Raw genomic sequence first — 22,187 nt, 5'->3', positions numbered from 1 at the left:
TCAGAGCACGTAAACGAAGACAAACAAGCCGATCCACACCACATCGACAAAGTGCCAATACCAACTGGCCGCCTCGAAGCCGAACTGATGCTCGGCGTCGAAGTGCCCCTTCATGATGCGCATCAGCATCACGAACAGGATCAGCGTGCCGATGGTCACGTGGGCGCCGTGGAAGCCCGTGAGCATGAAGAAGGTGGCGCCATAGATGCCCGAACCCAGGGTCAGCCCAAGCTCGTGGTAGGCGTGCAGGTACTCCTCGGCCTGGAAGCCGAGAAACGCGCAGCCCAGCAGTACGGTGATCGCCAGCCAGATTTTCAGCACGCCGCGGTGGCCATTCTTCAGGGCGTGGTGGGCGATGGTCACAGTGACGCTGGAGCTCACCAGCAGCACGGTGTTGAGTAGTGGCAGGCCCCAGGGGCTAATGACTTCCTTGGGCGGCGGGAACAGCTTGGAATCGGGGTTGTTGAGCAATGGCCAGACGAACTCGAAGTTCGGCCAGAGCATGTGCGCGATGCCCTTGCTGCCTTCACCGCCCAGCGCCGGGCCGGACACCTGGCGCACATAGAACAGCGCGCCGAAGAAGGCGATGAAGAACATCACTTCGGAAAAGATGAACCAGCTCATGCCCCAGCGGAACGAGCGATCCAGCTGGGCGCTGTACAGGCCGGCGCGACTCTCCTTGATCACCGCGCCGAACCAGCCGAACAGCATGTAGGCCAGCAGCAGGCTACCGACGAAGAAAATCAGCGGGCCATGGGATTCCGGGCGCGCGGCCTTGAGGTCGTTGAACCAGGTGGCCAGGCCGAACACGGTAACGAACATGCCCACGGTGGCGATGATCGGCCACTTGCTCTGGGCGGGAACGTAATAATGCTCATGAGTTGCCATTTATTGTTCTCCTTATCGGGCACGCTTGAACGTCTTAGCCGCCGGTGTTGGTGCTCAGGGCCACCGGTGGATGACGCGCGGTGATATCGAACAGCGTGTAAGCCAGCGTCAGGTGCTTCACATCCTTGGGCATGTCGCGGTCAACGATGAAACGTACCGGCATCTCGATCTGCTGACCGGGCTGCAGCACTTGCTGGGTGAAACAGAAGCATTCGGTCTTGTGGAAAAACATCGCGGCGCTACTCGGCGAAATGCTCGGGATCGCCTGGGCGCTCATCGGGCGGTCGCTGGGATTGCGGGCGATGAAGATCATCTCGTTCACCGCGCCTGGATGGACCACGATGTCGTCGGCCTTGGGATAGAAGTCCCAGACCATGTCGATCGCGTTGGTCGACAGGAACTGCACGCGCACCTGGCGCGAGACATCCACCTGCTGCTCGCCGGAATACTGCCCGCCGGTCTTGCCGTTGATGCCCAGCGCCTTGCACATCACGTCGTAGATCGGCACCAGGGCAAAACCGAAGACGAACATCGCCGCCACCACCAGCAACAGGCGGGTGACCAGCTTCTTCATCGAAACCTCGGCCATCAGCAACCTCCTGCTGTTTCAGAGGCGAGCGGGCAGCGCACCAGACTGTTCATTTCACTTCCGGCGGCGTGGTGAAGGTGTGGTAAGGCGCCGGCGACGGCACGCTCCACTCCAGCCCTTCGGCACCGTCCCAAGGCTTGGCCGGTGCGGGTTGGCCGCCACGGATGCACTTGATGACGATGAACAGGAAGAAGATCTGCGTGGCGCCGAAGGTGAACGCGCCGATGGACGACACCATGTTGAAATCGGCGAACTGCAGGTTGTAGTCCGGGATCCGCCGTGGCATCCCCGCCAGGCCAACGAAGTGCATCGGGAAGAACGCCATGTTCATGCCGACGAAGGACAGCCAGAAGTGCAGCTTGCCCAGGGTTTCGTCGTACATGTGCCCGGTCCACTTCGGCAGCCAGTAATAGGCCGAGGCGAAGATGCCGAAGATCGCCCCCGGCACCAGCACATAGTGGAAGTGTGCGACCACGAAATAGGTGTCCTGGTACTGGAAGTCCGCCGGGGCGATGGCCAGCATCAGCCCGGAGAAGCCGCCGATGGTGAACAGGATCACGAAGGCCACGGCGAACAGCATCGGCGTCTCGAAGGTCAGCGAGCCCTGCCACATGGTGCTGACCCAGTTGAAGACCTTGACCCCGGTCGGCACCGCGATAAGCATCGTGGCATACATGAAGAACAGCTCGCCCACCAGCGGAATGCCGACCACGAACATGTGGTGCGCCCAGACGATGAACGACAGGAAGGCGATACTCGCCGTGGCGTAGACCATCGAGGTATAGCCGAACAACGGCTTGCGCGAGAAGGCCGGGATGATCGCGCTGACGGCGCCGAAGGCCGGCAGGATCATGATGTACACCTCGGGGTGACCGAAGAACCAGAACACATGCTGGAACAGCACCGGATCACCGCCACCGGCGGCACTGAAGAAGCTGGTGCCGAAGTGGATGTCCATCAGCATCATGGTCACGCAGCCGGCCAGCACCGGCATCACCGCGATCAGCAGGAACGCAGTGATCAACCAGGTCCAGACGAACAGCGGCATCTTCATCAGGGTCATGCCGGGGGCGCGCAGGTTGAGGATGGTGGCGATCACGTTGATCGCGCCCATGATCGAGCTGATGCCCATCAAGTGAATGGCGAAGATGAAGAAGGTCACGCTTTCCGGCGCGTAGGTGGTGGACAGCGGGGCGTAGAAGGTCCAGCCGAAGTTGGGGCCGCCACCGGGCATGAACAGGGTCGAGACCAGCAGCAGGAACGCCGCAGGCAGCAACCAGAAACTGAAGTTGTTCATCCGTGGCAGGGCCATGTCCGGCGCGCCGACCATCAGCGGGATCATCCAGTTGGCCAGACCGACGAAGGCCGGCATCACCGCGCCGAAGACCATCACCAGGCCGTGCATGGTGGTCATCTGGTTGAAGAATTCCGGCTGCACGATCTGCAGCCCGGGCTGGAACAGCTCGGCGCGGATCACCATGGCGAACGAGCCGCCGAGCAGGAACATGGAGAAGGCGAACCACAGGTACAGGGTGCCGATGTCCTTGTGGTTGGTGGTCAGCACCCAGCGCATCAGGCCCTTGGCGGGGCCGTGGGTGTGGTCATGATCGCCAACGACTGCATGACCGTGCTCATCGCTCACAGCGTTCATGGCCTGTCTCCTGTAAACGGTTGGGCTGGACGATCGAGGGCAGCACGCCCCGAGCGGCTGCGGGAACACGCAATGGACCGGGTCATTTGCTTTCCGCCTGTTTCAGAGCCAGGACATCCTTGGGCGTCACCATGTCGCCCTTGTTGTTGCCCCAGGCGTTACGTTCGTAGGTGACCACTGCTGCCAGGTCGACTTCCGACAGCTGCTTGCCGAAGGCTGCCATGGCGGTGCCGGGCTTGCCGTGGAAGACGATATTCAAGTGATCCGCCACCGGCCCGGTGGCGATCTTCGAGCCCTTGAGCGCCGGGAACATCGGCGGCAGGCCCTGGCCCTCGGCCTGGTGACAGGACACGCAGGTGGTGTGGTAGACCTTGTCGCCACGGGCGACCAGCTCTTCGAGGGTCCATTCCTTGCTGGTCAGTTCCTTGAGCTTGAGGGCTTCGGCCTTGCGTTCGCCCAGCCAGGTGTCGTAGTCGGCCTGGGTCTTCACATCGACCACGATCGGCATGAAACCGTGGTCCTTGCCACACAGCTCGGCGCACTGGCCGCGATACAGGCCGGGCTTGTCGACCCGGGTCCAGGCTTCGTTGACGAAACCGGGGATCGCATCGCGCTTGACCGCGAAGGCCGGTACCCACCAGGAATGGATGACATCGGCGGAGGTCACCAGAAAGCGCACCTTGGCGCCGATCGGCAGCACCAGCGGCTGATCGACTTCCAGCAGGTAATGCTCTCCCTTGGCGCTCTGGTTATGAATCTGTTCGGCGGGCGTGGTCAGGTTGCTGAAGAACTCGACGTCCTGGCCCAGGTATTTGTAGTGCCACTTCCACTGATAGCCGGTGATCTGGATGTCCACATCCGGTTCGCTGGCGTCGTACATCTTGATCAGGGTCGCGGTGGCGGGCACGGCCATGGCCACCAGGATCAGCAGCGGCACCACTGTCCAGAGGATTTCCACCGTCGTGCTTTCGTGGAACTTGGCGGCCACCTGGCCGGTGGAGCGGCGGTGCAGGATCATCGACCAGAACATGGCGCCAAAGACAATGACCCCGATCACCACACAGATCCAGAAGATGGTCATGTGCAGGTCGAATACCGCGTGACTTATATCAGTCGCTCCAGGCGCCATATTCACAGTCCAGGCGCCATGCGCCTGGCTGAATACCGACCACAACAGGAGGCCCATCCAGACTTGTGGATGTCGCATCATTGCGGGTTCCCCTTATCGTTCTTGTTATCCCGCCGGCTTTCACCTGCGGCCAAGGGATCGGCTGCCCAGACTACGAACTTAAACCGCCGAGCCTTCGCTGCACATGCAGTCGGGCGTCATCAGCTAACTTCATACAGCCCCGAGTATAGACAGCGACTTCGACCTCGCAACGCGGTGCCGTAAATCTGCTGAAACAGTTTGCCGCGGCCTTATAGGCCACGGTTGGAAAGGGATAGGGGATGAATGATGGCGAAGCGATATAACCCAGACGACTAACCATGGAATAATTATGAGAAATACGTCTTAAGCGATTTCGTGAGCAGGCTAACTTATGTCTTCCCTAATTAATTGCCCTTGTTTCCTGGAGTATTCATGAACACCGCCGCATTGCGCGAGCAGATCCAACGAGCCCATCAACATGAGTCCAGCACCGGGCATTTGCGCCGCCAGCTGGAAACCCAATTGCCACACCTGCACCCCGCCATCCAGCTCCCCGAACTGGACGCCCAGGGGGTGATGACCCGTTTTGTCGCCGCTTATATCGATCAGGTTCCAGACTTGCTGGACGCCGCCAACGAAGTCGCGCGCGAAGCCGGTATCGAGTCGCAGATCAAGCCGGTGCTGAAGATCGCCGAGCAGTTCTTCCTCCAGCCGCCCGCCATCATGGCCGGCCACGAAGGCCTGGACAGCCTGCTGGACGAAGCCTATCTGGCCCATCGCCTGGTGGAAGAGGTCAACGACCTGTACATCACCCATTTCGGCCAGCCGCTGATCCCGCTGGACACCACGGTGGCCAACCTGATCGCTCACCAGTTGATCGGCGAAACCTTCGCCAACCAGCTGGACGAAGCGGTGCACCATGCGGTCGACGCGATGCTCGACGAAGAGAGCTTCGCCCTGGAGTCGGTCGAGGCCTATCGTGAGAAGCTCAACAGCCCCGACACCGACGCCGCCTGGAAACGCTGGCCGTGCCTGTCGCGCCAGCTGGGCGTGGAGCTGGAACTCGACCAACCGGCTGCTTGAGGATTGCAGGTGGCGGCCCTGTAGCCGCTGCCGCAGGCTGCGATCGACCGGCACGGTCGCAGCGACATCACCGACGCTGAAGGCCCTTCGGACCTTATCGCAGCCTTCGGCAGCGGCTACAGGGCTACAGACTTACGCCCGGCTCAAGCCTTTCGCCTCCAGCTTCGAGGCCGGGCTCACGCCGACGTTGGTGTGCAAGCGCCCCTCCAGCCGACGCTTCAACCCGCGCGACTCGATCACCAGCTTCGAGCCCTTGGCCGCATTGGCCCGTCCCCACTCTTCGAGCAGTTCCAGACAGGCATGGTCGATGTAGCCCAGGTTATTGAGCGGCACATGCACCGTGGTACCCGGCGGGATATTGCCCAGCGCCTGGGTCAGGGCCGGCACCTTGAGGAAGGTCGCGGCGCCTACCAGGCGCAGCTCCATTTCGCCTTCGGCGGGCAGGTCCACCAGGCTGATCTTCAGCCGTGAAGCGCCCCAGGCCAGCTTCACCAGGGTCAGGCCGAAACCGATCAGCACACCGGTCAGCAGGTCGGTGAAAACAATCGCCAGCGCGGTCACGCCGTAGGTCAGCATCGGCATCGGCCCATAACGGCCCAGCTTGCGGAACGACTTGAGGTCCACCAGCTTGAACCCGGTGTACACCAGCACGCCCGCCAGGCTGGCCACCGGAATACTTTGCAGCACGCTGGACAGCAACAGCACGAACGCCAGCAGCCACAGGCCATGGAAGATCGCCGACAACCGCGTGGTCGCGCCCGCCTGGACGTTGGCCGAACTGCGCACGATCACCCCGGTCATCGGCAACGCGCCGAGCAACCCGCAGAGCATGTTGCCGATACCTTGCGCCGACAGTTCACGGTCGAAATCCGAGCGCGTACCGCTGTGCATACGATCTACCGCGGCGGCGGACAGCAGGGTTTCGGCGCTGGCGATGAAGGCCACGGCAAAGGCTGCGACCAGCAGCGTCGGGTCCGCCAGGTTGAGCAGGTCGGCCGGGCGCAGCCAGTCGATCGCCTCGGCAAGGTTTTCCGGTACCTCAACCCGCTTGACCTGCAGCGCCAGGAGCAGGCTGGCAAAGGTCGCCAGGCCGACACCCAGCAGGGCGCCGGGGATAAAGCGCAGCGAATGCGGACGCAGTTTTTCCCACAGGAACATCACCGCCATAGTCGACAGGCCGAGCAACCCGGCCTGCCAGCCAAAACCGCCGCCCAGGCTCGGCAGGGCCTGCGTCACCGCCTCAGGGAAGCCCGCGAGGTTATCCAGGCCGGACGCCTGGGGCTGGGCGTCTAGCATCACGTGCACCTGGGAGAGCACGATCAATACCCCGATCCCGGCGAGCATGCCGTAGACCACCGCCGGCGCCGTGACCCGGAACCAACAACCCAGGCGCAGGCGCCCGGCCACCAGCTGGAGGAAACCCGCCAGCAGCAGGATCGGCCCGAGCATGGCGATGCCGTGCTGGCGCACCAGCTCGAACACCAGGACCGCCAAGCCCGCGGCCGGACCGCTGACCTGCAAGGGCGAGCCCGCCAGCCAGCCCACCACCAGGCCACCGATGATCCCGGTGATCAGCCCCTTGGCCGGCGGCATGCCAGAAGCGATGGCGATACCCATACACAAGGGCAGGGCCACCAGGAACACCACCACGGAAGCGAGCAGCTCCCGTGGCAAAACAGCTTTCAGTTGTGCTGCACGCATGATGATTCTCCCGAACTTTTTTCAGGCGTGGCAAAGCCTGACCACGCAGACGGCAGTCATGGCTGAACCCCAATGGGATTTAGGAGGATTTAGAAGCGCGCTTTAGGCGTCGCAACCGGGATCGGATGGCGTCCGTCCAACGGCAGGAAACACCCTTGATCCGCGTCGTAGGCTTTGATTTCGCTGGTTTCGATGTTGTACACCCAGCCATGGATGAACAACTGGCCGTTGGCCATGCGCGAAGCCACCGAAGGGTGGGTGCGCAAATGCTGCAACTGGGCGATGACGTTCTCTTCGGTCAGCACATGCATGCTGGCGTTCTCGTCGGCGCAGTCGCAGTTCTCCTGGACCATGGTCTTGGCCACTTCGGCGTGGCGCAGCCAGGCTTTGACCGTCGGCATCTTTTCCAGGCTCTGCGGGTTGAGCACCGCGCGCATGGCGCCGCAGTCGGAATGGCCGCAAACGATAATGTGGTGCACACCCAGCGCCATGACCGCGTATTCGATGGCCGTGGACACGCCGCCGTTCATCTGCCCGTAAGGCGGTACCACGTTACCGACGTTGCGGGTCACGAACAGGTCGCCCGGGGCGCTCTGGGTAATCAGTTCGGGAACGATGCGCGAATCCGCGCAGGCAATGAACATCGCCCGCGGCCGCTGGGCCGTGGCGAGTTTCTTGAACAATTCTTCCTGCTGAGGGAAGACCTCGTGGTGAAAATGCAAAAAGCCGTCAACGATTATCTGCAGCGCTGCATCGGCGCTTTCGGCGACCTCTGTAGACGCTGAAGCCGACGCAGCCAACGGCTGTTTATCCTTGTCACTCATGATTCATCCCCTTTTGACGGATTAGGTGAATTTTCCAGTTTTATCCGGCACGACGCCAGCGATTGATCAAAAAACAACCAGACCACTGACAGCGACCCATCGGTCACTTGGTGAACAAGGTAGCCTTCCAAACTTAACTCAAACTGAACGGAGCGCTCTAAAACGCCACTATTGGTGATACAAAAAGGTGACCAGCCTATAGAGCCAGGTGCACCGGCACTACTCCACCATAGGCCAATACCTTCTATAGCAACGACATCTGCCCACCCGGCGGACAGAAGGCCGTGCAATCGAGGTTGTAGCCTTCGCGCCGATCGAGCCCCAGGCGTTTGCTGGCCTTGGCGAAACGCTGCGCCAGCAGGGCCGCGAAGGGGCCTTCGCCGCGCATCCGTGCACCAAAACGGCTGTCGTACAGCTCGCCGCCGCGACACTGGCGGATCAGGCTCAGGACATGGGCCGCCCGCTGCGGGTAATGGGCGTTGAGCCATTCCTCGAACAGCGGCGCCACTTCCAGGGGCAGGCGCAGCATCATGTAGGCCGCGCTTTGCGCGCCCGCGGCATCGGCCTCGGCGAGCAGGCTTTCCAGCTCGCTATCGTTGATCATCGGAATCATCGGCGAACACAGCACCCCCACGGGAATCCCCGCCTCGCGCATCACCCGGATCGCCCGCAACCGCGCCTTGGGTGCTGCCGCCCGGGGTTCGAGGATGCGCTTGAGCTCGTCGTCCAGGGTGGTCAGGCTGATCATCACCGCCACCAGCCGCTGCTCGGCCAATTCGACCAACAGATCGAGATCGCGCAGGATCAGCGAGCCCTTGGTGACGATGGTCACCGGGTGCCGGTAGCGCAGCAACACCTCCAGGGTCCGGCGGGTCAGCTGGTGTTCGCGCTCGATGGGCTGGTAGGGATCGGTGTTGGAACCCAGGTTGATCGGCACGCACTTGTAGCCGGGCTTGGACAGCTGCTGTTCCAGCATCTCCGCGGCATTGGTCTTGGCAATCAGCTTGGTCTCGAAATCCAGCCCCGGCGACATGTCCCAATAGGCGTGACTGGGCCGCGCATAACAGTAGATGCAGCCGTGCTCGCAACCGCGATAGGGGTTGATGGAGCGGTCGAAGGGCAGGTCCGGCGAGCTGTTGCGGGTAATGATGGATTTCGCCGTCTCAAGGCGCACCTCGGTGCCCTGGGTCAGTGGGGCTTCCTGGTACCAGCCGTCGTCGAAGGCCACCGAGCGCCGGGGCGCAAAACGGTTGTGCGGGTTGGTCGCGGTGCCACGGCCGCGTGGGGGCAGGGGGCTGAACATGGGAGGCGCTCCATTACTGTATCCATATACAGTAATGGAGCGAGATGGATCTGCCTAGCGCCGCTGGGCTGGAAGCGCGCGCCTGGCGGCGCGCATCGCGGGCAAGTGGGATCGCCGCCCGCTCGCTCCTACACGATCAACCGCCGCTACGCTTCGTCACTTGCCCCAGATCGTCGTTCGAGGTGCTTTGCAGGTCGCCCTTGCGCAGCCCCGCCACATCCGCGGCGTTCACCTCGGAACCCTGGTTGCCCCAGCTGGTGCGGATGAAGTTGACCACATCGGCCACCTCCTGGTCCGACAGCCGCCAGGCGAAGGCCGGCATGGTGAAGGTCGATGGCGCGGTGTGAGTCGCCGGCAAGGTGCCGCCCTTGAGCACGATATGGATCAGCGACGTGGCATCGGCGCTTTGGAGCACCGGGTTGCCCGCCAGCGCCGGGAACACCCGGGTATAGCCATGGCCGTCGGTACGGTGACACGCCGCGCAGTTGTCGACGTACACCGACGCCCCCGGCTTGCTGTCGTCACCTTTCCACAACGCCTCGGCCACCGCCTTGTCGTATTGGTGCGGCTGGTCGTTGGCATCCACAGCCGGCAGCGACTTGAGGTAACGGGCGATGGCCGTCAGGTCGTCCGCGGACATGTACTGCATGCTGTGCACCACCACGTCGCTCATGCCGCCGAACACCGCACCGCGGTCGCTGCGACCGGTCTTGAGGAACTGCACCAGCTGCTCTTCGCTCCAGCTGCCGAGGCCATCCTTGTGGTCGCCGCGCAGGCTTTTGGCAATCCAGCCTTCCAGCGGCGCGCTGCCGGCCAGGAAGTGGTTGCCTTCACTGGCGCTCAGAGCTTTCTCCTGCATGGTCAGGGCGCGCGGCGTATGGCAGGCGCCACAGTGGCCGAGACCTTCCACCAGGTAGGCACCGCGGCTGACCACCGGGTCTTGCGCAGCCTGCGCCTGGCCGCTGCCTTGCAGGCCCGCCACGCTCGGCGCGAACATCCAGCGCCAGCCCGCCAGCGGCCAACGCATGCTCAGCGGCCAGGGGATGTCGCTGTCGCGGTTCTCCTGGACCACCGGCGCCACGCCTTGCATGAAGTACGCATACAGCGCCTGCATGTCGGCATCGCTGACCCGCGCGTAGGACGGGTAGGGCATGGCCGGGTACAGGCTGCTGCCATTCTTGGCTACGCCATGGCGCACGGCCTTGTCGAAGTCGTCGAAGCTGTACTCGCCGATGCCGGTCTTGTCCGGGGTGATGTTGGTGGAATAGATCGTGCCGATCGGGGTTTCCATCGGCAGGCCGCCGGCGAACAGCTTACCGTCCTTGGCGGTGTGGCAGGCCACGCAGTCACCGGCGCGGGCCAGGTATTCGCCCTGTTTGATCAAGGCTTGCCGATCGGTCTCGGCGGCGCAGAGGGAAGCGCTGCCGAGCAGGGTCAGGGTCGCGATAACGAGGGTTTTCATGGTCATCGCTCCTTATGCCTGAACCAGCGGGCCGGGGTTCTTCAGGTACTGCTCGCGGATCGCGCGGGCCGACCAGTAGGTCAACGCGGCCACCAGGCCGGTCGGGTTGTAGCCCAGGCCCTGGGGGAAGGCCGAAGCGCCCGGGACGAACACGTTGTGCACGTCCCAGCTCTGCAGGTAACGGTTCAAGGCACTGGTTTTCGGGTCGGTACCCATGATCGCACCACCGTTGAGGTGGGTGGTCTGGTAGGACGCGGTGTTGAAGTGCTCACCGACCTTCTTGCCCAGCACCGCGATGGCCTTTGGGTTCATCGCCTCGGCGATCTTGCCCATCTTCTCGACCATGAAGCGGTTCATCTTGATGTCGTTTTCCTGCCAGTCGAAGGTCATGCGCAGCAGTGGCAGGCCGTAGGCGTCGCGGTACACCGGATCGAGGTCGAGGTAGTTGCCGCGGTAGGACTGGTGGGCGCCGTGGGCGTCCATCGACACCTGGTGGGTGTAGTAGTCGGCGGTGGCCTTCTTCCAGGCGCTGCCCCAGGCCGGGGTGCCCGGCGGGTTGGAGGTCCCGGCGATCGGCCGGCTGCCGGCCTGGTTGACCCAGAACGGCGAGCCACCGACGAAGCCATGCGGGCCGTGGTCGAAGTTGTCGGCGTTGAAGTCGTCCACCGCCACGCCATTGCCGCCGGCGCCGATGAAGTTGTTGGTGTGCACGTCCTTGTCGAAGTAGGCCTTGATGGTGGCCATGTTCTGGTAGGCGAAGTTCTTGCCCACCACGCCTTCACCGGTGATCGGGTCGTACGGCTTGCCGATGCCGGACAACAGCATCAGGCGCACGTTATGGAACTGGAAGGCACCGAGGATCACCAGGTCCGCCGGCTGCTCGATCTCGCGGCCCTGGCCGTCGACGTAGGTGACGCCAGTCGCGCGGGCCTTGGTGCTGTCGAGGTTGACCTTGAGCACATGGGAGTTGGGGCGCAGCTCGAAATTCGGCAGCGGCTTGAGGGCCGGCAGGATGTTCACGTTCGGCGAAGCTTTGGAGTACATGTAGCAGACATAGCCGCTGCAGAACCCGCAGAAGTTGCACGGCCCCATTTGCGCGCCATAGGGGTTGGTGTACGGCCCCGAGGTGTTGGCCGACGGCAGGTTGTACGGCTTGTAGCCGACTTCGCCGGCGGCTTTCTGGAACAGCTGGGCGGAGTAGGTGTTCTTCTGCGACTCCAGCGGGAAATGGTCCGAACGGTCCGGCGCGTAAGGGTTGCCGCCCTTGCCTTCACCGACCAGCTGGCCTTTCACGGTCCAGGCCTGACCCGAGGTACCGAAGACTTTTTCCGCGTAGTCGAAGAACGGCTCCAGCTCTTCGTAGGTGACGCCGAAGTCCTGGATGGTCATGTCCTTGGGGATGAAGTTCTTGCCGTAGCGCTCTTCGTAGTGGCTGCGCATGCGCAGCTCGATCGGGTCGGCGCGAAAATGCACGCCGGACCAGTGCAGGCCGGCACCGCCGACGCCGTTGCCCGGCAGGAAAGCGCCCAACTGGCGGTTCGGCAGGGCCACGTCGTTGACGCTGTGGCGAATGGTCACCGTCTCCCGGGAGATGTCCTGGAAGAGTTTCTTGCGCACGCTGTAGGTGAGCTCGTCGATCACCTGCGGATAGTTGCCATCCGGGTAGGTGTCCTGCATCGGCCCGCGCTCCAGCGCCAGCACGTTGAGCCCGGCCTCGGTCAGCTCCTTGGCCATGATCGCTCCGGTCCAGCCAAACCCGACGATCACCGCGTCGACCTTCTTCATTACCGTTGCCATGCTCAAGCCCTCTCGCCGCGAATCGACACTGCCGGGAAAGGGTATTGCTCGTTGCGTTCCACCCAGTCCATGAAATCGGCGCGCGCGCCGGGGAAGCCGATCAACGTCCAGCCGACCATGCCTTTATTGCCGCCGTGGATCGGGTCGCAGAAGAACCCTTCCTTGGTGTTTTGCAGCAAAAGGTTGAAGAAAATCTTCGGCGGAACGCTGTCGAATTGGGGTTTTCCCGCTTCGAGCTGCTTGAGCAAATCGTCTCGGGTAGCGCTGTCTTGCGCGGCAAATGTTTTACCGTTGAAGGTTTTCGACCAAGCATCCGTCGCGGCAATGCCCAGGCGATAGATCTCCTTGGGTACCAGCTTGCTCTGCCAGGCCATCTCCGGCGCGGCGTCGGCGTTGAACGGGCCTTGCATGTACCACAGGGCGCCGGCGGCGTAGGGGGTGTTCATCTGCCGGTCGATGTATTCCGGCACGCCGGCTTCCAGGGCGCCCGGGCCTTGTTCGTCGGCCGGGATCAGGCGCTCTACCGCGGCCTGGACAAAAGCCCATTCTTCGGTGGTGAAATAGCTTGGCTGGTAAGCGTCAGCCTCGGTGCTGACCGTGGTCCGGGCCGGCTCGACCGGCTTGGGCGCTTCGGGCGCAGCCATCAGCATCGAGCTGCCCAGGCCGGAACTGGCGACCGTGACCACCGGGATCAAGGTCAGGGATTTGCGCAGAAACTCACGCCGCGGGTTGTCTTGATCGTGATCAGACATGGGGTGCACCTCACACTAGGCATTCACGGGTTGGGCAGCCGCGTCATGGCGTGGCTTGTCGTTCTGGCGGCGATTGGGGGCGCCGGGGAAACACAGTTCAGCAAATTTTGGTTACAAATGGTAGCAGGCTAAGCAATCGAGTAAATCGTTTGCGTTGCAAAAAAGTCGCGATTACCGAGAAAAAACCTCTATCGCAGCGGCTTCACGTTTCTTTGACGAGCGCCTCACAGGGCGTTGACCGGTCCGGATGGAAGCTAGGCTCCCTCCACCCCATTTCCGGTCACGACCTTCTGCATGCACAACTTTCGTACCCTTCCCGCCCTCTGCCTGTCCCTGCTGACGCTGCTTGCCTGGCCCCAGGCGCAGGCCGCCGAAACCGGCGCGACCCGCCCGGCCCAGTGGGCCCAGCCCGTGGAAACCCACTACAACCTGTACCAGATGTCACCGACGCTCTACCGCAGCGCCTTGCCGGACGGCGGCGCCGTGCCTTTGCTGGAAAAACTCAAGGTGGGCACGGTGATCAACTTCCTGCCGGAGTCCGACGCCAGCTGGCTGCAGGCCCCGGGAATCAAGCAGGTGCAATTGCCTTACCGGACCAATCATGTGGACGACGCCGACGTGCTGGCGGCCTTGCGCGCGATCCAGAGCGCCGAAAGTGACGGCCCGGTGCTGATGCACTGCAAGCACGGTTCGGACCGCACCGGCCTGATGTCGGCGATGTATCGAGTGGTGGTTCAGGGCTGGAGCAAGGAGGAGGCGCTGAATGAAATGACCGGAGGCGGGTTTGGCGACAGTTCCCACTTCAAGGACGGCATTCGCTACATGATGCAGGCCGATGTCGACAAGTTGCGCACCGCCCTGGCCAATGGCGATTGCAGCACCAGCGTGTTCGCCACCTGTTCGGTGAAGAGCTGGTTCGAGACAGTGAGCGTCAGCAAGCCGGCGAATTGACCGGCTGCGTGTTTTTTCAGCGTTGACCCTGTAGGAGCATCGCTTGCTGGCGATGGCGGTGCATCAGACACACCGCAGCGCCTTGATCGCCAGCACGCTTGGCTCCTACGGAAGTCTGAGGGTTACTTCGCGTCGTCGGTCTTTTTCTTCAACTTGGGGTTGGGGAAAAACTGCACCGACTGGACCTTGGCATCCGGCACCTTGAGGGCCGTGGTGTTGACCCGCGTACCCAGCTCCTTGGGCACCGACAGGCCCTGTTCATTCAGGGTGTCGGAATAGCCGCAGGCCACGCACTCGCGATGGGGAATGTCGTCTTCGCTCCACATCATCAACTTGTCCTGCTCGCTGCACGCCGGGCAGACCGCCCCGGCGATAAAGCGTTTTTTCGTCTTCACTGGCCCCTCGCTCATGCCGCTTCGTCCTCGGTCAGGCCGCTATGGCGCAAGAGTGCGTCAATCGACGGTGCGCGTCCGCGGAAGTCGACGAACAGCACCATTGGCTCCTGAGAACCGCCACGGGCCAGGATCGCTTCGCGGAACGCGCGACCGGTCTCGGCATTCAGCACGCCTTCTTCCTCGAACCTCGAAAAGGCATCGGCCGACAGCACTTCGGCCCACTTGTAGCTGTAGTAACCCGCTGCGTAACCGCCGGCGAAGATGTGAGCGAAGCTGTTGGGGAAGCGGTTGTAGGCCGGCGGACGCATCACCGAGACCTCGTCGCGCACGCCTTCGAGCACTTGCAGCACGGCACGGCCGTCGCCATGGGTGGCATGCAGTTCGAAGTCGAACAGCGAGAACTCCAGTTGGCGCACCATCATCAGGCCGGACTGGAAGTTCTTCGCCGCGAGCATTTTTTCCAGCAGGTCCTGGGGCAGCGGTTCGCCGGTCTCGTAGTGACCGGAGATCAGCGCCAGGCCTTCCGGCTCCCAGCACCAGTTCTCCATGAACTGGCTCGGCAGCTCCACCGCATCCCAGGCCACGCCGTTGATGCCGGAAACACCGGCATGTTCGACGCGGGTCAGCAGGTGGTGCAGGCCATGGCCGAATTCGTGGAACAGGGTGGTGACTTCATCGTGGGTCAGCAGGGCAGGCTTGCCGCTGTCGGCCGGGGTGAAGTTGCACACCAGGTTGGCCACCGGGCTTTGCAGCACGCCGTCGGAAGTGCGGCGACGGTCGCGGGCGCCGTCCATCCAGGCACCGCCACGCTTGTTGGCGCGGGCATACAGGTCGAAGAAGAAGCGGCCCACGTGCTGACCGTTCTCCTTGATCTCGAACAGGCGCACGTCCGGGTGCCAGGTGTCGAAGCCTTTCAGTTCGGCGATCTCGATGCCGTACAGGCGCTGGACGATGGCGAACAGGCCGCCCAGTACCTTGTCGATCGGGAAATAGGCGCGCAGGGTTTCCTGGGCCACGCTGTAGCGCTGCTCGCGCAGCTTCTCGCCGTAGAAACCGCTGTCCCAGCTCTGCAGGTCCGGGCAGCCCTGTTCGGCGGCATAGGCCTTGAGCTGTTGCAGGTCCTGGGCGGCGAACGGCTTGCTGCGCTTGGCCAGGTCCCGCAGGAAACTCAGCACCTGGTCGCTGGACTCGGCCATCTTGGTGGCCAGGCTCAGCTCGGCGAAGTTGGCGTAGCCCAGCAGCTGGGCCAGTTCCTGGCGCAGGTCGAGGATTTCTTCCATGACCGGGCCGTTGTCGTTCTGGCCGGCGTTCGGGCCCTGATCCGAGGCGCGGGTGCAGTAGGCGGCGTAGACTTCTTCACGCAGCGCGCGGTCTTCGGCGTAGGTCATCACAGCGTAGTAGCTGGGGAATTCCAGGGTAATCAGCCAGCCTTGCAGATCCTTGGCCTGGGCCGCGGCAGCCATCTGCGCCTTGGCCGACGCGGTCAAGCCAGCCAGGGCCGCTTCGTCGGTGATGTGCTTGGTCCAGGCCTGGGTGGCGTCAAGCAGCTGGTTGGAGAAGCGGCTGCCCAGCTCGGAAAGCTTGCTCTGCACTTCGGCGTAGCGCTTCTGCTGCTCTGGCGGCAGGTCGATACCCGACAGGCGGAAGTCACGCAGGGAGTGTTCCAGGATAGTTTTCTGCGCCACGTCGAAACCGGCGGCTTCCGGGCTGCTCGCCAGGGCTTCGAAGGCCTGGAACAGCTCACGGTTCTGCCCCAGCTCGGTGGCGTAGGCGCTCAGGTCCGGCAGGCAGGACTCATAGGCTTCGCGCAGTTCGGCGCTGTTGCACACGGCATTGAGGTGGCTGACCGGACTCCAGGCCGCACCCAGGCGGTCGTTGAGTTCGTCCATGGCCAGAACCAGGCCGGCCCAGGTCGGTTGCGCGCCCTGGTTCTTGAGGATTTCAGCGATGGCGGCGCGGTTGTCAGCCAGGATCTGTTTGATGGCCGGCTGTACGTGCTCGGCGCGGATCGCCGAAAACGGCGGCAGGTCGTAGGGCTGCAGAAGAGGGTTGTTCACACTCACGGTTGGCACCTTGGCTGGAAGAAACATTGAGCCATCTTAATTACAATCGACGCCCACCGCAGCTATCGACCCCATTAATAAATGTCAAAGCAGGTATCCAACTTGGCCATTCGCAGCTATCAGAATCACACACCCATCCTTGGCCCGCGGGCCTTCGTCGACAGCTCGGCGGTGGTGGTCGGCGACGTCGAAATCGGTGCCGACAGCTCGGTCTGGCCACTCACGGTGATCCGCGGCGACATGCACCGCATCCGCATCGGCGCCCGCACCAGCGTGCAGGACGGCAGCGTGCTGCACATCACCCACGCTGGCCCCTTCAACCCGGACGGCTTCCCGCTGCTGATCGGCGACGACGTGACCATCGCCCACAAGGTGATGCTGCACGGTTGCAGCGTCGGCAGCCGGGTGCTGATCGGCATGGGCAGCATCGTCATGGACGGCGCCGTGGTGGAAGACGACGTGATCGTCGGCGCCGGCAGCCTGGTGCCGCCGGGCAAACGCCTGGAAAGCGGCTTCCTCTATGTCGGCAGCCCAGTGAAACAGGCCCGCCCGCTGACCGACAAGGAACGCGCCTTCTTCACCTACAGCGCCGCCAACTACGTGAAGCTCAAGGACCTGCACCTGGCCGAAGGCTACGACCAGGCTTGAGCCCCCGACCCACTGCCCAGGAATCCCCATGCATTACCAAACCGTTCTGTTCGACCTCGACGGCACCCTGACCGACCCGCGCGAAGGCATCACCCGCTCGATCCAGTTCGCCCTCGGCAAGCTGGGCATCGACGAACCCGACCTGAGCAAACTGGAACACTTCATCGGCCCGCCGCTGTTGCAGGCATTCATGCAGTTCTACGGGTTCGACGAAGCCAGAGCCTGGGAGGCGGTGAATTTCTACCGCGAGCGTTTCAAGGTCACCGGCCTGTATGAGAACCGCGTATTCGATGGCGTCACGCCCCTGCTGGAAACCCTCGGCGGGCAAGGCCGCCAGCTGTACATCGCGACGTCCAAGCCGTGGGTGTTTGCCCGCGAGATCGCCCGGCACTTCGATTTCGCCCGGCACTTCAAGGTGATCTACGGCAGCGAACTGGACGGCGCCCGCACCGACAAGGTCGAGCTGATTCGCCACCTGGTCAGCGAGGAAGGCCTGGACCCGAGCGATACCCTGATGATCGGCGACCGCAAGCACGACCTGATCGGCGCCCGCCGCAACGGGCTGGATGCGGCGGCGGTGGGTTATGGCTTCGGCAGCCACGAAGAACTGAGCGCCGAGGCGCCGGCCTATCACTTCCAGACCCTGGATGAGTTGCATCAGGCGTTCTTGCAACGCTGAGCCGATAGTTATCGCGGAGCCTCTGCAGGAGCGGCCGGTCGACGCTCGATTGCCCGCGATAGAGACCTTTCAGGCGCCATCCATCAATGCTTTTAGCGCCGCCTTGCGCTTTTCAGCCGACAGCGCGCCGAGCTTCTCCACGTCCTGGTAAAACGCCAGCCAATCGCCGTTGACCTGCTTGAACAAGGCGGCAAACGCCGGCACCCACTGGTCGTACAGGCCGAAAGGCAGCAGCCTGGCATTGTTCAGCGGGGTGTTGATCCAGAAGTCGTAGCGCGAGTCGCCGTGCCATTGGCTGTCCTTCATCTGGCGGTAATCCCGGCGCAGCCGTTCGAATTCGGCGGCCTTGCGCTGGCGCATCTGCTCGACTGGCAGCGGCAGGGCATACAGGCGTTCCAGGCGCTGGCGGGTATCGAGGATCAGCTGGATGAACTGGTCCTTCTGCTTGACCAGGGCATCGCTGGCCGGCGCCAGGCCCCGGGCCGCCCGCCATTGCCGGGTGCCTTCCTGCTCGACGAAGGTGGCGAAGGACTCGTTGAACTCGGTGTCGTCCTTCACATAGAAGCGCTGATGGGCCAGCTCGTGGAAGATCAGGGTCGCCAGGCGCTCGTCGCCCCAATGCAGCATAGAACTGAGGATCGGGTCGTTGAACCAGCCCAGGGTCGAATAGGCCTCCACCCCGCCGATGGCCACATCCATGCCCTGCTGTTTCTGCAAGGCCGCCTCGCCCCGGGCCGCGCCCTGGCTGTAGTAGCCGCGATAGGCCACGCAGCCGGCAATCGGGAAACAGTGGGTCTTGGGGCTCAGGGAAAACTCAGGGGTGCTGAACACATTCCACACCACGTAGGGCCGGCCGATGTCGGCGTAGAGGCGGTAGCTCTGGTTGTCCGGCAGGTGCAACTGCTGGCTGGCGAAGCGCCGGGCCTTCTGCGACTGGGCCAGATGGGCGCGCAATAACGGGTCGCGAGCCGGGTCGGCGATGACCTGCTCAACCGGCGTGCGGGCCTGCAGCAGACGCCATTGGCCACTGGCCAGCTGGCCGTAGTAACCCACGCTGGAACAACCGTTGAGCAACAAAAGCAGCAAGCCCGGAAACAAAAAACGCAAAAGATGATCAAGTAACCCATGGCTTGAACGCGGCCTAATCAAATCGAATCATCCTTCGAGAGTCTGCCCCCAAGACTATCTCGCCTGCCTGGAGTTTCGCTATGCGCGTGTTGCTGCTGACCACCGGACTGTTGACCCTGAGCGGCTGTGCCGGATTGCCCGCCCCCGATCCGACGCAAGCCTGGATCGACCTCGACACCCACCAGGACACCGCGCTGCAGGCGTTGGAGGTCGACGAAAAGGCTTGGGTGGACCGCCGATATTTCGAGGTCCAGCCCGGCGACCATGAGCTGAAGGTGCGCTACCAGTTCGCCGTGGAGCCCACCAATATCGGCCCGGACAGCGAGCCCCTGTGGCGCGATTGCCAGCTGAATGTGAAATACAAGGACTTCAACGCCGGCCAACGCTACCAGTTGCAGACCGGCAATATCGGCTTCCGGCCCTGGGCCAAGCTCTATGACCAGCAGCGCAATCTGGTGGGTACCGGCCAACCGGCGGGCTGCCAGCGCACCTGATCGGCGCTATGCTTGAGGCCTTTCCCCGGACGGCCCGACCTCATGCGCCAACCCTTGCTGCTGCTTGCCCTGACCGGCCTCGTTGCCTGCTCCAGCCCCCTGCCGGCGGTGGACCCGCAACAGGCCTGGGTCGATTTCGCCACCCCGACGCCAGGCGGCAAGCTGCTGATGGCCGAGCGCCTGGACAACCAGCGCCTGACCGACGGCCGCTATTTCCAGGTCACCCCGGGCAGTCATGAGTTGATGGTGCGTTTCGATTTCGAGGTATTCAGCGGGCGCCTCGGCATGATGAACGATCCGGCCGAGCGCCTGTGCTACCTGAGCGTGCGCTACGACCATTTCGAAGCCGGCCAGCGTTACCTGCTGGAAGCCCGCTCGCTGGGTTTCTCTCCCAGTGCCCGGCTGTACAACGCCAAGCGTGAGCTGCTGGCCGAAGACCATATGGTCAACTGCGTGATCTGAACGATCAGCTGTCGTTTCGCTGATAGATGATCGCCTTGGTGCCGTTTTCGCAGGTACCGACCACCATGGCCACGTCATGCTTTTCGGCTTCCTCCTTGCTGACAATCTCCAGGGTGTAGGAAGGCACGGCGTTGGCCTGGATCTTGATTTCAATCTCTTTCTTGAGTTCTTCGCAATCCTTCGGAGCCGCCAGGGCCGAGGTGGCCAGCGCGCTACAAACAACTGCCAGGACAAAACGTTTCATGAGTGGAGCTCCCCTTGATGCAGCGCCCAAGGTCATGGGCTGAGCCTGCAGTCGGCTATTCGACCACATTTTCATGAAGCGAGTTCTGACGCCGCGCATATCTGGCGCGGGAGTGTTGCGAAGAAAACGCAATCGCGAGCCCGCGATGCGATGTAGCGGTTGGACCGAGGCTCAGCTGACCAGCGTCGCATCCAGGCTGATCTTGGCGTTCAACACCTTGGACACCGGGCAACCTTCCTTGGCCTTCTTGCTCAGTTCATCGAACTGTTGCTGGCTGGCGCCGGGAATCTTCGCCTTGAGGATCAGGTGCACCGCGGTGATCGCAAAACCGCCATCGACCTGATCCAGGGTCACTTCGGCATTGGTGTCGATACTGTCGGCCTTGAGCCCGGCCTCGCCGAGAATCATCGAGAAGGCCATGGAAAAACACCCCGCGTGCGCGGCGCCGATCAGTTCTTCCGGATTGGTGCCCTTGCCGCCTTCGAAACGCGCCTTGAAGCCGTAAGGTGCATCGCGCAGTACCCCGGTTTCAGTGGAAATCGAGCCAATGCCGGTTTTCAGGTCGCCTTCCCAGTGAGCCGATGCTTTCTTGGTGATGCTCATGTCTGTCTCCTCGAGAACGGGCGCGAAAGACCGCGCCCTTGTGGTTTTCTGCTACTCAGGGTTCTAGAGGATAGAAGGCCCGGCGAAGTTCATCCTGTCTGAATCCGCCGTTTATCCGGACAGCAAGTTCAGCTTGGCTATTGAAACTCGGGTATATGCCCACATTGCATGAAACAGGCTTTCAGCATTCGGCAGGTTTTGGCTCATGACAAAGGCCTGCACACCATTGGAGAAGCAGGCTTATGAAACCACTGTCCGACGTTAAGTTTTCCACCCTCGACCTGGTCCCCGTGCGCGAGGACGGCAGTCCGGCGCAATCGCTGCGCAATTCCCTGGACCTGGCCCGCCATGTAGAGAAATTCGGCTACACCCGCTTCTGGGTTGCCGAGCATCACAACATGGACGGTATCGCCAGCTCCGCGACCTCGGTGCTGCTGGGTTATCTGGCCGGCGGCACCTCGAGCATTCGCGTCGGCTCCGGTGGCGTGATGCTGCCCAACCATGCGCCGCTGGTGATCGCCGAACAGTTCGGCACCCTGGAAAGCCTGTACCCGGGGCGTATCGACCTGGGCCTGGGCCGCGCGCCGGGGTCGGACCAGATGACCGCCCGCGCCCTGCGCCGCGAACGTTCCGGCAGCGCCGACGACTTCCCTGAAGACGTGGCCGAGCTGATGGCCTACCTCGGCCCACGCACCCCGGAACAGCGGGTGATCGCGGTACCAGGGACCGATACCCAGGTGCCGGTGTGGCTGCTGGGTTCCAGCCTGTTCAGTGCGCAACTGGCCGGTGAGCGCGGCTTGCCTTACGCCTTCGCCTCGCATTTCGCGCCGCGCTACATGCATGAGGCGATTCGCGTGTACCGCAATCACTTCAAGCCCTCGGCCGTGCTCGACAAGCCATATGTGATGCTCGGCGTACCGCTGGTGGCGGCCGATACCGACGAACAGGCCGACTATCTGGCGACCTCGGTGTACCAGCGGATCCTCGCGCTGATGCGCGGCCAGAGCCTGGTGCAGCGCAAACCGGTGAAGAGCATGGATGGCCTGTGGCTGCCCCATGAAAAAGAAGCCGTGGGTAGCTTCCTCGGCCTGGCCATGATCGGCAGCCCGGCGAAGATCCGCGCCAAGCTTGAAGTGCTGATCGAACAGACCGGCGCCGATGAGCTGATCTTCACCTGCGACCTGTACGAGCACGCCGACCGCCTGCATTCCTATGAGTTGCTGGCGCAGGTCATGAAAGGTTGAGTCTGCAATCGAGCCAAAGGACTCTGTGATCCTGAGGCCTTGCGCGCCCTTCGGCCGCGAGCTCAGCCTGCGGCAG

At 62.9% G+C, this 22,187-nt stretch carries 22 protein-coding genes; 7 read left to right on the top strand and 15 right to left on the bottom strand.

The window, feature by feature from the left end:
• The 4 genes from H0I86_RS00350 to coxB all read right to left on the bottom strand — a co-directional run bounded on the left by H0I86_RS00350 (position 1) and on the right by coxB (position 4,338).
• Complete coding sequence (locus H0I86_RS00350) at positions 1–888, bottom strand: cytochrome c oxidase subunit 3 (protein WP_180923455.1); 888 nt, start codon at positions 886–888, stop codon at positions 1–3.
• Between the two features lie 34 nt (positions 889–922).
• Positions 923–1,477 carry a cytochrome c oxidase assembly protein gene (locus H0I86_RS00345; RefSeq protein WP_180923454.1) on the bottom strand — a complete coding sequence of 185 codons (555 nt, stop codon included), beginning with the start codon at positions 1,475–1,477 and terminating at the stop codon, positions 923–925.
• A 49-nt stretch (positions 1,478–1,526) separates the two neighbouring features.
• Entirely contained in the window at positions 1,527–3,128 is a 1,602-nt protein-coding gene (gene ctaD, locus H0I86_RS00340; RefSeq protein WP_009046264.1) for a cytochrome c oxidase subunit I, read from the bottom strand.
• 82 nt (positions 3,129–3,210) lie between these two features.
• Entirely contained in the window at positions 3,211–4,338 is a 1,128-nt protein-coding gene (coxB, locus tag H0I86_RS00335) for a cytochrome c oxidase subunit II (RefSeq protein WP_180923453.1), read from the bottom strand.
• Positions 4,339–4,710: 372 nt separating this feature from the next.
• On the opposite strand from coxB, the gene H0I86_RS00330 reads away from it, so the two are divergent.
• On the top strand, positions 4,711–5,361 hold the full coding sequence (locus H0I86_RS00330; protein ID WP_081363101.1) for a hypothetical protein: 651 nt from the start codon (positions 4,711–4,713) through the stop codon (positions 5,359–5,361).
• 132 nt (positions 5,362–5,493) lie between these two features.
• On the opposite strand, the gene H0I86_RS00325 is transcribed toward H0I86_RS00330, so the two are convergent.
• The 6 genes from H0I86_RS00325 to H0I86_RS00300 all read right to left on the bottom strand — a co-directional run bounded on the left by H0I86_RS00325 (position 5,494) and on the right by H0I86_RS00300 (position 13,200).
• Positions 5,494–7,062, bottom strand: a complete 1,569-nt coding sequence (locus H0I86_RS00325) for a SulP family inorganic anion transporter (protein WP_180923452.1) — start codon at positions 7,060–7,062, stop codon at positions 5,494–5,496.
• 89 nt (positions 7,063–7,151) lie between these two features.
• The gene (locus H0I86_RS00320) at positions 7,152–7,886 is read right to left on the bottom strand and encodes a carbonic anhydrase (RefSeq protein WP_009046260.1); all 735 of its coding nucleotides are present in this window, start codon (positions 7,884–7,886) and stop codon (positions 7,152–7,154) included.
• A gap of 244 nt (positions 7,887–8,130) precedes the next feature.
• Positions 8,131–9,189, bottom strand: a complete 1,059-nt coding sequence (locus tag H0I86_RS00315; protein WP_180923451.1) for a PA0069 family radical SAM protein — start codon at positions 9,187–9,189, stop codon at positions 8,131–8,133.
• Between the two features lie 136 nt (positions 9,190–9,325).
• Complete coding sequence (locus H0I86_RS00310; protein WP_180923450.1) at positions 9,326–10,651, bottom strand: cytochrome c; 1,326 nt, start codon at positions 10,649–10,651, stop codon at positions 9,326–9,328.
• 12 nt (positions 10,652–10,663) lie between these two features.
• A complete protein-coding gene (locus tag H0I86_RS00305; RefSeq protein WP_180923449.1) occupies positions 10,664–12,448 on the bottom strand; it encodes a GMC family oxidoreductase in 1,785 nt (594 codons plus the stop codon).
• Between the two features lie 2 nt (positions 12,449–12,450).
• Positions 12,451–13,200: a gluconate 2-dehydrogenase subunit 3 family protein gene (locus H0I86_RS00300; RefSeq protein ID WP_180923448.1), complete on the bottom strand. Its 750-nt coding sequence runs from the start codon at positions 13,198–13,200 to the stop codon at positions 12,451–12,453.
• A gap of 294 nt (positions 13,201–13,494) precedes the next feature.
• Between H0I86_RS00300 and H0I86_RS00295 the strand changes: the two genes are divergently transcribed.
• The gene (locus tag H0I86_RS00295; RefSeq protein ID WP_180923447.1) at positions 13,495–14,151 is read left to right on the top strand and encodes a phosphatase domain-containing protein; all 657 of its coding nucleotides are present in this window, start codon (positions 13,495–13,497) and stop codon (positions 14,149–14,151) included.
• A 122-nt stretch (positions 14,152–14,273) separates the two neighbouring features.
• On the opposite strand, the gene H0I86_RS00290 is transcribed toward H0I86_RS00295, so the two are convergent.
• Together H0I86_RS00290 and prlC are read right to left on the bottom strand one after the other, a co-directional pair.
• The gene (locus H0I86_RS00290; RefSeq protein WP_180923446.1) at positions 14,274–14,561 is read right to left on the bottom strand and encodes a YheV family putative zinc ribbon protein; all 288 of its coding nucleotides are present in this window, start codon (positions 14,559–14,561) and stop codon (positions 14,274–14,276) included.
• Positions 14,558–16,636 (bottom strand): oligopeptidase A, encoded by a 2,079-nt coding sequence (gene prlC, locus H0I86_RS00285; RefSeq protein WP_180923445.1) that lies wholly within the window; start codon positions 16,634–16,636, stop codon positions 14,558–14,560. The genes H0I86_RS00290 and prlC overlap by 4 nt, the downstream gene beginning before the upstream one ends.
• Before the next feature lie 75 nt (positions 16,637–16,711).
• Here prlC and H0I86_RS00280 point away from each other — a divergent pair, with 75 nt between their 5' ends.
• On the top strand, positions 16,712–17,257 hold the full coding sequence (locus H0I86_RS00280; RefSeq protein ID WP_180923444.1) for a gamma carbonic anhydrase family protein: 546 nt from the start codon (positions 16,712–16,714) through the stop codon (positions 17,255–17,257).
• A gap of 28 nt (positions 17,258–17,285) precedes the next feature.
• A complete protein-coding gene (locus tag H0I86_RS00275; protein WP_180923443.1) occupies positions 17,286–17,936 on the top strand; it encodes an HAD family hydrolase in 651 nt (216 codons plus the stop codon).
• A 69-nt stretch (positions 17,937–18,005) separates the two neighbouring features.
• Here H0I86_RS00275 and H0I86_RS00270 read toward each other — a convergent pair whose 3' ends face one another.
• A complete protein-coding gene (locus H0I86_RS00270) occupies positions 18,006–19,085 on the bottom strand; it encodes an aminopeptidase (protein WP_180923442.1) in 1,080 nt (359 codons plus the stop codon).
• Positions 19,086–19,144: 59 nt separating this feature from the next.
• On the opposite strand from H0I86_RS00270, the gene H0I86_RS00265 reads away from it, so the two are divergent.
• The gene (locus H0I86_RS00265) at positions 19,145–19,558 is read left to right on the top strand and encodes a PA0061/PA0062 family lipoprotein (protein WP_180923441.1); all 414 of its coding nucleotides are present in this window, start codon (positions 19,145–19,147) and stop codon (positions 19,556–19,558) included.
• Between the two features lie 42 nt (positions 19,559–19,600).
• Positions 19,601–20,020 (top strand): PA0061/PA0062 family lipoprotein, encoded by a 420-nt coding sequence (locus H0I86_RS00260; protein ID WP_124318549.1) that lies wholly within the window; start codon positions 19,601–19,603, stop codon positions 20,018–20,020.
• Positions 20,021–20,024: 4 nt separating this feature from the next.
• Here the strand turns inward: H0I86_RS00260 and H0I86_RS00255 are convergent, their stop codons facing one another.
• Entirely contained in the window at positions 20,025–20,264 is a 240-nt protein-coding gene (locus tag H0I86_RS00255; protein ID WP_009046247.1) for a DUF1161 domain-containing protein, read from the bottom strand.
• Positions 20,265–20,435: 171 nt separating this feature from the next.
• Positions 20,436–20,867 carry an OsmC family protein gene (locus tag H0I86_RS00250; RefSeq protein WP_009046246.1) on the bottom strand — a complete coding sequence of 144 codons (432 nt, stop codon included), beginning with the start codon at positions 20,865–20,867 and terminating at the stop codon, positions 20,436–20,438.
• A gap of 242 nt (positions 20,868–21,109) precedes the next feature.
• Between H0I86_RS00250 and H0I86_RS00245 the strand changes: the two genes are divergently transcribed.
• Positions 21,110–22,111: an LLM class flavin-dependent oxidoreductase gene (locus H0I86_RS00245; protein WP_180923440.1), complete on the top strand. Its 1,002-nt coding sequence runs from the start codon at positions 21,110–21,112 to the stop codon at positions 22,109–22,111.
• Positions 22,112–22,187 lie beyond the last annotated feature (76 nt).

It is taken from the genome of Pseudomonas chlororaphis subsp. aurantiaca (assembly GCF_013466605.1).
GTDB lineage: Bacteria > Pseudomonadota > Gammaproteobacteria > Pseudomonadales > Pseudomonadaceae > Aquipseudomonas > Aquipseudomonas chlororaphis_I.
The sequence above is the reverse complement of the archived record's forward strand: the minus strand, read 5'-3'. Positions and strand labels throughout refer to the sequence as shown.

Excerpts from the sequence above, each read along its gene's own strand:
- H0I86_RS00350 (WP_180923455.1), bottom strand. The coding sequence starts at position 888 with ATGGCAACTCATGAGCATTATTACGTTCCCGCCCAGAGCAAGTGGCCG.
- H0I86_RS00345 (WP_180923454.1), bottom strand. The coding sequence starts at position 1,477 with ATGGCCGAGGTTTCGATGAAGAAGCTGGTCACCCGCCTGTTGCTGGTG.
- ctaD (WP_009046264.1), bottom strand. The coding sequence starts at position 3,128 with ATGAACGCTGTGAGCGATGAGCACGGTCATGCAGTCGTTGGCGATCAT.
- coxB (WP_180923453.1), bottom strand. The coding sequence starts at position 4,338 with ATGATGCGACATCCACAAGTCTGGATGGGCCTCCTGTTGTGGTCGGTA.
- H0I86_RS00330 (WP_081363101.1), top strand. The coding sequence starts at position 4,711 with ATGAACACCGCCGCATTGCGCGAGCAGATCCAACGAGCCCATCAACAT.
- H0I86_RS00325 (WP_180923452.1), bottom strand. The coding sequence starts at position 7,062 with ATGCGTGCAGCACAACTGAAAGCTGTTTTGCCACGGGAGCTGCTCGCT.
- H0I86_RS00320 (WP_009046260.1), bottom strand. The coding sequence starts at position 7,886 with ATGAGTGACAAGGATAAACAGCCGTTGGCTGCGTCGGCTTCAGCGTCT.
- H0I86_RS00315 (WP_180923451.1), bottom strand. The coding sequence starts at position 9,189 with ATGTTCAGCCCCCTGCCCCCACGCGGCCGTGGCACCGCGACCAACCCG.
- H0I86_RS00310 (WP_180923450.1), bottom strand. The coding sequence starts at position 10,651 with ATGAAAACCCTCGTTATCGCGACCCTGACCCTGCTCGGCAGCGCTTCC.
- H0I86_RS00305 (WP_180923449.1), bottom strand. The coding sequence starts at position 12,448 with ATGGCAACGGTAATGAAGAAGGTCGACGCGGTGATCGTCGGGTTTGGC.
- H0I86_RS00300 (WP_180923448.1), bottom strand. The coding sequence starts at position 13,200 with ATGTCTGATCACGATCAAGACAACCCGCGGCGTGAGTTTCTGCGCAAA.
- H0I86_RS00295 (WP_180923447.1), top strand. The coding sequence starts at position 13,495 with ATGCACAACTTTCGTACCCTTCCCGCCCTCTGCCTGTCCCTGCTGACG.
- H0I86_RS00290 (WP_180923446.1), bottom strand. The coding sequence starts at position 14,561 with ATGAGCGAGGGGCCAGTGAAGACGAAAAAACGCTTTATCGCCGGGGCG.
- prlC (WP_180923445.1), bottom strand. The coding sequence starts at position 16,636 with ATGTTTCTTCCAGCCAAGGTGCCAACCGTGAGTGTGAACAACCCTCTT.
- H0I86_RS00275 (WP_180923443.1), top strand. The coding sequence starts at position 17,286 with ATGCATTACCAAACCGTTCTGTTCGACCTCGACGGCACCCTGACCGAC.
- H0I86_RS00265 (WP_180923441.1), top strand. The coding sequence starts at position 19,145 with ATGCGCGTGTTGCTGCTGACCACCGGACTGTTGACCCTGAGCGGCTGT.
- H0I86_RS00260 (WP_124318549.1), top strand. The coding sequence starts at position 19,601 with ATGCGCCAACCCTTGCTGCTGCTTGCCCTGACCGGCCTCGTTGCCTGC.
- H0I86_RS00255 (WP_009046247.1), bottom strand. The coding sequence starts at position 20,264 with ATGAAACGTTTTGTCCTGGCAGTTGTTTGTAGCGCGCTGGCCACCTCG.
- H0I86_RS00250 (WP_009046246.1), bottom strand. The coding sequence starts at position 20,867 with ATGAGCATCACCAAGAAAGCATCGGCTCACTGGGAAGGCGACCTGAAA.
- H0I86_RS00245 (WP_180923440.1), top strand. The coding sequence starts at position 21,110 with ATGAAACCACTGTCCGACGTTAAGTTTTCCACCCTCGACCTGGTCCCC.